Origin of the sequence: Escherichia sp. WS338 (assembly GCF_046486405.1) — a bacterium.
Lineage (GTDB): Bacteria > Pseudomonadota > Gammaproteobacteria > Enterobacterales > Enterobacteriaceae > Escherichia > Escherichia coli.
Window position 1 is genome coordinate 1 of record NZ_JBJQLL010000070.1, and the last position, 7741, is coordinate 7741.

8 protein-coding genes and 1 pseudogene are annotated in these 7741 nt (G+C 53.3%); all 9 read right to left on the reverse strand.

All coding sequences use genetic code 11. The features are described 5' to 3' along the window. A pseudogene (locus ACJHWT_RS24840) lies at positions 1–644 on the reverse strand (host specificity protein J); the annotation flags it as partial. A 60-nt stretch (positions 645–704) separates the two neighbouring features. Then, positions 705–1247 (reverse strand): tail assembly protein, encoded by a 543-nt coding sequence (locus ACJHWT_RS24845; protein ID WP_001377948.1) that lies wholly within the window; start codon positions 1245–1247, stop codon positions 705–707. After that, the gene (locus tag ACJHWT_RS24850; protein WP_032241748.1) at positions 1244–1987 is read right to left on the reverse strand and encodes a C40 family peptidase; all 744 of its coding nucleotides are present in this window, start codon (positions 1985–1987) and stop codon (positions 1244–1246) included. The genes ACJHWT_RS24845 and ACJHWT_RS24850 overlap by 4 nt, the downstream gene beginning before the upstream one ends. Before the next feature lie 4 nt (positions 1988–1991). Further along, entirely contained in the window at positions 1992–2690 is a 699-nt protein-coding gene (locus ACJHWT_RS24855; RefSeq protein ID WP_001152456.1) for a phage minor tail protein L, read from the reverse strand. Further along, positions 2690–3046, reverse strand: coding sequence for a phage tail protein (locus ACJHWT_RS24860; protein WP_001330090.1), 357 nt, complete (start codon positions 3044–3046; stop codon positions 2690–2692). Before ACJHWT_RS24860 ends, ACJHWT_RS24855 begins: the two co-directional genes overlap by 1 nt. After that, positions 3024–6251: a phage tail tape measure protein gene (locus tag ACJHWT_RS24865; protein WP_024257906.1), complete on the reverse strand. Its 3228-nt coding sequence runs from the start codon at positions 6249–6251 to the stop codon at positions 3024–3026. The genes ACJHWT_RS24860 and ACJHWT_RS24865 overlap by 23 nt, the downstream gene beginning before the upstream one ends. Before the next feature lie 46 nt (positions 6252–6297). Next, positions 6298–6576 carry a DUF4035 domain-containing protein gene (locus ACJHWT_RS24870; protein ID WP_000978930.1) on the reverse strand — a complete coding sequence of 93 codons (279 nt, stop codon included), beginning with the start codon at positions 6574–6576 and terminating at the stop codon, positions 6298–6300. 23 nt (positions 6577–6599) lie between these two features. Further along, positions 6600–6971 (reverse strand): phage tail assembly chaperone, encoded by a 372-nt coding sequence (locus ACJHWT_RS24875; protein ID WP_000164661.1) that lies wholly within the window; start codon positions 6969–6971, stop codon positions 6600–6602. A gap of 14 nt (positions 6972–6985) precedes the next feature. Continuing rightward, the gene (locus ACJHWT_RS24880) at positions 6986–7690 is read right to left on the reverse strand and encodes a phage tail protein (RefSeq protein ID WP_410232373.1); all 705 of its coding nucleotides are present in this window, start codon (positions 7688–7690) and stop codon (positions 6986–6988) included. Between the last annotated feature and the right edge of the window lie 51 nt (positions 7691–7741).

Below are 7741 nucleotides of genomic sequence, written 5' to 3' on the forward strand. Positions count from 1 at the left end.
GTGTTCGGGTAGCACTGTTTCACATCGATGATTTCGGTGTATGACGACCAGAGCGTTTTGTTCTGCAGCTGGTCTGTGGTGCTGTCCGGCGTCATCCTGCGCATCCGTATATTGAACGGGCGCGGCGGCAGGTTACCCACCACCACCGAGGCCAGATACTGCGAGGTGGTTTTGCCCTTAATGGTGATGTCTTTTTCCGTCACCCAGCCACCATTACGCTGTATCTGAACCAGCAGGCGGACTTCCGACGGATTCCTGTCCCCCTTTGAGGTGGTTTCCACCAGTGCCTGCACGCCGAAGGTAAAACGCAGTCGGTCAATGTTTGCCGACGTGATGGTCCGGGTGATCGGCGTGTCGTATTTCACTTCCGTACCCAGCACCGTCTCGGAGCCGGAGGATTCAAATCCCTCCGGCGGTGTCTGCTCCTGCTCACCGGCCCGGAACACCACCGTGACGCCGGAGATGTTGGTATTCCCCTCACTGTCCAGCACTGGCGTACTGTTCAGCAGCACGCTTTTTAATCCATCCACCGGACCTTCAATCGGCCCTTCGCTGATGGCATCAATCACACTCAGCAGCTGCGTGGATTTCAGGTTGTCCTTCGCTTCGCGCGGGGTATGCCCCTTACTGCTGCCTTTACCCATTCGTCATGCTCCATAAACGATAAAACCGCCCGGAGGCGGTTTCACATAAAACGTTTTTCATCAGCGACCAATCACCACAACCTGACCACCATCACCTTCATCTGCTGTGCTGATCTCCTGAGATACCACACGTGATCCCACGCGCATTTCACCGTACAGAACGGGCAGAACATTGCCCTGGGCAACCATATTATCCAGTGAAGAAAAATAGGTGTTCTGTTTGCCGTTATCCGTTGTCTGTGTGCGGGGGGTTTTGGGTTTAGGGGCCAGCATCTGTGCAACACCGCCAAGCGTCATACTGGCACCGAGAGAAAACAGCAGATTACTCGCCATAATTCCTACCCCCGGCATCCATATAGCAACCGCCATAACAGCCGCCCCCAGCACAGCCTGAAACACACCGCCACTTTTGGCTCCTGCCAGACGCGGCACGATATGGATCACAGCACCATTTGCCAGCGGTTCATTAAGACGGGCTGATAATTCCGTTTCACCTGTATCACGCCCGGCAATGCGTACCTGATACCAGCCGTCGCTCAGCTTCTGACGAAACGCCGGGATCTGCATGGCCAGCGCCCGGATGGCTTCGGCCCCCGTTTTCACACGCAGATCGATGCGGCGGACAAATCGTTGTAAATCCCCGTAAAGGCAGATGCGTGCCATGCCTGGTGACGCCAGAGGGAGTGTGTGCGTCGCTGCCATTTGTCGGTATACCTCTCTCGTTTGCTCAGTTGTTCAGGAATATGGTGCAGCAGCTCGCCGTCACCACAGTAAATGGCGGCATGATTCGGCACCGATGAACCAAAACAGCACAGCAGCACATCGCCCGGCTGCGCCGCTGACAACGGCACCTGATACAGCCCTGTGGCCTCCAGATTATCCAGATAGAGATTCTGACCGTGACGCCACCAGTCATCCTCGCGATGAAAATCCGGCATCTCAATCCCCGCCAGATGGTAAGCATCCCGGAACAGCGTGTAACAGTCCGTCACCCCGTGCTCAAAGCGCCGCCCGGTGAGATACGGCACACAGCGGAATTTATGAATCTCCCCACGGCAGACCAGCCACCACGGCAAATCACTCTGCACCTGCAGCCGCCGGTCGGCCTCACTCAGCCAGGGCAGACCACCGGGGTGGCTGTGGACCAGCGCCACAATCTCACCCTGCATCTCTGCCCGCAGCCAGTCCTCCGGCGACATCCGGAAATACGCCTCCGGCTCACCGGAGATATTCACGCAGGGAAAATATCTGTCCCCCTCCGGCGTTCTCACCACGAAGCCGCACGACTCCGCTGGCGCACATCGCCGGGCGTGCGCCAGAATCGCTGATTCTGTCTCTGTCATGGGTTTACTGCGAAAGTTTGTTAATGGAAAGGTAGCCGCCAAAATTGCCGACGTTATTGCGGAACTTGCAACCACTCAGGCATTTGCTGCACTTATCCTTCGTGATATCGGACGTTGGCTGGTCATATTCATCCGCGACCGCCGGGCCATCATAACCGCACTCATCGCCGCGGTAGATCCAGGTGCAGGTGTTGGCCAGCATGATGCGCCCCGGAAAAACAGCGCCATCCGTTTCCGTCGGTGTGGACAGCACAAAAGAGGCACTGACCGCGCTCAGTTCGCTGCACTGTTCGATGCGCCAGCGGCTGATCACCTCCTGCTCCGGATCGGCGTCACTGTTTCCGTTGACGAAGTTCACCGCATCCAGAAAACGGGCGTAAACCTTACGCCGGACCACCGTTCCGCCGACCAGACTCTGCAGATCTTCCGCCATCCCGGTGACCATGCCGTACAGATTAGAGACTTTAAGCGTTGGCCTTGCACTGGCTCCTTTGCCGTTCATCTCAAATCCGCTTCCCTGAATGGGATAAGCCTGATACTGCCGCCCCTGCCAGGTGACTGGTTCACCTTTTTCGTTCTGCTCATTACAGAAGAAATAACGATCTCCGCCGACCTCTGTCAGATCAATTTCCCAGAGCACGACCAGCGCGGATTGCTCCGTTTTAGTGCACTCATTGAGTGTTTCCTGCTGTATATCCTGCATCAGTGAGTGACCTCTTCAAAGGTACAGTTAAAATCGGTATACATGGCATTATCCGAAATGCTCCACTCCCTGCAGACAACCCGGACAGTCCTGTTGTGTTTTGGCGGACGCCACAAAAAAGCACGAATCCCGGCATGACGGGATAAAAAACTGTCCAGCGCGGCACGGGAATATTCATCTGTGACACGAAATACCGGTTTAAACGTTTTCAGATCCGCATTCAGACCACCAGCCCGTCGCTGTTCATATCCGTCACCAAACTTTACCGTAATAACTGATGGCTTTCGTGTCGTCTCCATCCCCTCACGGGGGATCCAGTTAAAAACTTCAGGCTCAGGCACTGTACAATCCTCCATCCCGACGCGATGACTGCATAATTGACACAACCCTGCTGTCGATCAGATCCACCAGTCCCCTGGCTGAGCGCGCATCTATCTCGCCATTGCTCCCTTGATTCTGAATGCTGATGTGATACACGGGAGAATAAACAAATCCACCACCACCATTCACATTTCCAATGGCCCTGACCCCAAGAGAGCCGTCCGCTGCCCGTGTCAGTGGCATGATTGCTTCAGGCCCGGCCTCGCCCATCAACCCGGCACCTTTCGCAAAAGCAAAATACGTCGGTGTATCCACAATAGTGTTACTGTAAGCACTCAGATTTGCCGATGTGTAAACACCACCTTTTGCGTTTGCCACTGCCCCCGAAATCCATCCGCCGACCGTACCAAGCCACCCTCCGGCACCGGAGAGTGATTTCAGTCCGTTAACAATGGCTGCATTCATCAGAATTTTTGAAACTTCCCGGAGAACTGAACTCCCCCAGTTCCTCCAGTCCACAACATTCCCGGCCAGTGCATCGGAAATATTTGATACCAGCCCGTCCATCGTGGAAACGACAGCATCTGCCGCCTGTGAAGCATAATCGGTGGCACTGTCTGCCCAGTTGGTCAGTCCCTCCTGGAGTCCGGCATTCCAGTTATTACGTAAAGCATCGGCCTTTGCATAATAATCCTGCTGATCGCTGAGACGCTCTTCCAGATATTTTTTATTCAGTTCTTTCTCCTGTTTCCACAGGGCTTCTTCAATTTCTCCGGCCTGATACTGTCTCAGCAGCTCGTTATTTTTCTGCTCAAACGCCTGCCGGATACTCCACATTTCCTGGAGTCGTTCACGCATCCGTGAGCCTTCACCATATCCCAGCAACTGCGCTTCGTCAGATGCCCGGGCACTGGCATTACTGTCCGCCAGACTGCTCTCATACGCAGCAAGCTGCTCACGAATCTTTTTCTGGTCGATGAGTGCTGCATTCTGCAAAAGCGTTTTTTTCTGCGCTTCTGACAGGGTTGATAATTCGCCCTGACTGACCTGATATTTCATCTTAGCCAGTTCAGTATTCTGCCCTGCCAGTGCTATTTGTTCTTTTTGCTGTTTAATCAGCCGTTTATAAATATCTTCTGTTTTTTCCGCTTCGGTCTTTTTATACGCTTTGGGTTTATTTGCCTGGTTATTTCGCCAGGCATCCAGTGAGTTATTGATATAATTCTGTCTGGCTGTCTGATACGCCTCTCCCACAAAGCCGAGATCATCCGCAGCATAACCCAGGCGGGCACGCTCACGGGCTTCCCCCTTCAGGCGGGACAGAGCCAGTTCGCGCTCGCTGTTATTCAGTGCGGTCTGCTGTTTATCATCCAGGGTTGCCTGTGGTAGCCGTAACGGTACATTCACCAGCCCCTGTCGCTGCAGAAGTAATTCATTACCGAGCCCGAGAAGGCGATTAAACTCGGTATGCTGCCCATTCATGATCAACAGGGACTGATACGCTTTGTTTTGTTCCGCGGCCTGTTGACGGATCAACGCCACCCGTCGCTCCTCCAGCCCGGCAAGCACATCCTGAATGGATTGCGCTTTGCCCTGCATTTGTGTGAGACGGGACTGTTCAACTGCCAGTTGATTTGTTGCTTCTGCAAGCCCTTCTGTGACAGTTTTTACCGACGTCATGTGGTTAATCATAAAACCGTTATCGGTTGTCCAGCCCGGGTTTGCCAGCACATACTGATAGCCAGCAATTTTTTCCTGTAAGGATTTAATCTTACTTTTCTGCTCGTCAATTAACCTGTTTTGCTCATCAAGTGCCTGCCGCGTCTTTTCCTCATTATCTGACGCTTCAGGAAGCGACATTGCCGACGTTTTCTGGCGAATTTCGTCGATTGTTGCGGCATACTGGCGTGCAGATTCTCTGGCCTGCTCCTGATTCTGATACATCGTGTACCAGGCCGTCGCCCCCAGCATGACGAGTCCCGGCACACCACCAACCAACCCCAGCGCACCACTTAACAGACGACTCCCCACTGACGTGACAGTATTCAGCGTTGTCTGTGCAGCTGTTCTGGCCGCAATATTACGGGTAAGTGACGCCTGGGCAGCTGTCAGCTTCGCTTCTGCTGCGGCCTGCCTTTCGGTACCGCGAGCAGCAACAACCGCCTGTTGCGCACGATAAACCGCCGCACGCGCCCTGGCGGTTGCTATCTGTGTCCCCCGAAGTTGCGCTTCAGCAAGAGCCACTTCGTTTCTGGCTGCAGTAATTAATCCAGCAGTTGCAGATCCAGCAGACGACGCCATATTGCCAAAATATCGGGCTACCCCGACGGCAACCAGTGCGCCAGCTGCAGCAGCCACGGTATCAATATTGTCTGCAACACCATTCAACACCCCGGTGAGTGTCTTTGTCACTCCGCTTGCCTCGTTCGCACCACCAACCCAGGCCATAAAGGCGTTTTCAACTTTGGTTGCAGAGGATGAAACAGTATCAGGCATTGCTGCATATTCATCACGCAACGCCCCAAGCTGACTAATCAGTGCAGGAACAACCTTATCGGCGGTCAGTTTTCCGTTATCCGCCATGGCCTTCAGATCCTTACGGGCAACACCCATTCCCGCAGCCAGCGCACGAATAACACGATCGCCGTTCTCATTCACAGAGTTAAATTCTTCACCGCGCAGCACTCCCTGCGCCAGTGCCTGACTGAACTGCGTGATCACCGAACTGGCTTCTGCTGTACTGGCACCGGATAATTTCAGGCCCGTGGAGATCGCCTCGGTGACTTTCAGTACCTCCTCAGAACTGTAGCCATACTCCCGCATGGAAGCTGCAGAGCGGGCAAAAAGGCTGGCGTTATCAGAAAACGCCGTTCCCGTTCTCTGGCTGATTGCCATTAATTCACGTTGTGATACCTGAAAATCATCACTGGACTGTGAAGCCTGCTTCAGACGGGCATTTACTGAATTCCACTCATCGGCGAGAGAAATAAGATGACCGGTAGCAAAAGCTCCGGCAAATGCCCCCGCCATATTCAGTGCCGAAGATTTAGCTGTATTTATCTGATCCGTCACTTCTGCCAGTGCACGCCGCATTTCACGGGATGCAGCAGCGGACTGCCGGCCTCCGTTCTGCATGGTACGGTAGTAATCCTGCCCCATACGCGAAGCCCGGGAGATCTCTGACTGGAATGACCGGGAATTTGCCGAGATTTTAATAATCAGTTCACGTAATGTCGCCACACTCATTCTCCGGACGAAAAAAAACCGCCGAAGCGGTTATGTTGACTCACTGAGACACTATTAAAAGCGCGTTTTCCAGTCCGGCAAATGGATCTGATACGCCTTCTGTCTGCTCCTTCTCCCACTGAAGAAGCGCATCATTCAGTGGCACTTTGACCCCCTGCGCACCGTAAACAGCTGAAACAATCTGGGCAGCCCGGATATCAGCCCGTTCGTCCCCCAGCGGACTGAACCTGTCAAATTCTGCCCACATCATGATTTCTGATGCTGACATTTCCCGGCGTAACTCTGACAATGTGCGCCCCATCCTGAGCGCCAGCATCATCAGAAAACGCATCCCCGGAAGCGCTACTTTTTTTTAACCTCGCCGGCATCACTGATCAGTTCCAGAGACTGCCGAAGAAGCCGCGCATGCACCGGACCATACACGGCAATCACCTGTTCACGATCATCCTCTGAAAATACAGGTTGCAGTCCGGTATCACACAGAACATCAATGAACAGTTCAACATCTGCCTCCAGATTTCGGCGGGCGCGCTCCGCAACGGATAACGGTGTCTCATCATCTTTTGCTTTAACGATCTCCTGCCAGCGCAACCAGGCTTCTGCAGAAGGTTCCCGTAATACAACCGTTGCTCCCTCCCATTCAGGCACATCAACAGTTTTATGGCGAAACCCCGACATCGTTGCCAGTGCCAGATTGCGGATATTTTTAGTCATCACATCTATCCTCATTAACTGACGGTAACAGTGCAGGAAGTGGAGGTCACCTTGTTAACAGGGCTTGCTGAATCAGAAATCTCGCAGGTATACGCACCGGCATCACCTGATGCTGCTGATGCCTTACTGAATGTTGCCGCCGTCTGTCCGGAAACAGGAGAACTACCTTTCTTCCAGACATAAGAATAAGGCGGCACACCACCGGCAGCCTCAACCACCATTTCGAGTTTCGCTCCGGCAGAAACCTGCAGCGTGCTGTTTAAATCGACCTTCACTTTCAGCGGCTCTGTCGTCAGCACAGGTTTACCTTTCAGGCGCAGGGAAAACGTTGCAGCCACAACACCATTGGTTCCTGCAGACCAGGTATGCTGACGCACCTCTGCCATAAAGGTAAATCCGTTTCCTGACGGAAAAATAACTTTAAAGCCATACGTGGTGTCATTGTCATAGGCACTGCGCAACGCGTTCTGGGCAGCATTGAGGTAAAAGTTGCCTGACATGGAAATCTCTGACGCGGCACCAAGACCGTTAATATTTTCCTGCTCAACAGAACACAGCGTGGTGACATCAATATCCTGCTTTTGTCCTGCGGTAAACTGCACCTCTTTGATTGTACAGCTCAGACCAAGATAGCTGGCAGAATCCAGGGTTTCTGCTGTTTGAACCGCCCCGGGTTTCCTGGAGAGTGTTTTATCTGTGAACTCAGGCTGCCAGATCATCGTTTCCGATGGAAGCATAATAAGCTTTTTCTGCTTCTGCCGGAGGAGTAT

Coding starts and splice junctions, on each gene's coding strand:
- ACJHWT_RS24850 (WP_032241748.1), bottom strand. CDS start 1,987: ATGACAGAGACAGAATCAGCGATTCTGGCGCACGCCCGGCGATGTGCG.
- ACJHWT_RS24855 (WP_001152456.1), bottom strand. CDS start 2,690: ATGCAGGATATACAGCAGGAAACACTCAATGAGTGCACTAAAACGGAG.
- ACJHWT_RS24860 (WP_001330090.1), bottom strand. CDS start 3,046: ATGGAGGATTGTACAGTGCCTGAGCCTGAAGTTTTTAACTGGATCCCC.
- ACJHWT_RS24870 (WP_000978930.1), bottom strand. CDS start 6,576: ATGATGCTGGCGCTCAGGATGGGGCGCACATTGTCAGAGTTACGCCGG.
- ACJHWT_RS24875 (WP_000164661.1), bottom strand. CDS start 6,971: ATGACTAAAAATATCCGCAATCTGGCACTGGCAACGATGTCGGGGTTT.
- ACJHWT_RS24880 (WP_410232373.1), bottom strand. CDS start 7,690: ATGATCTGGCAGCCTGAGTTCACAGATAAAACACTCTCCAGGAAACCC.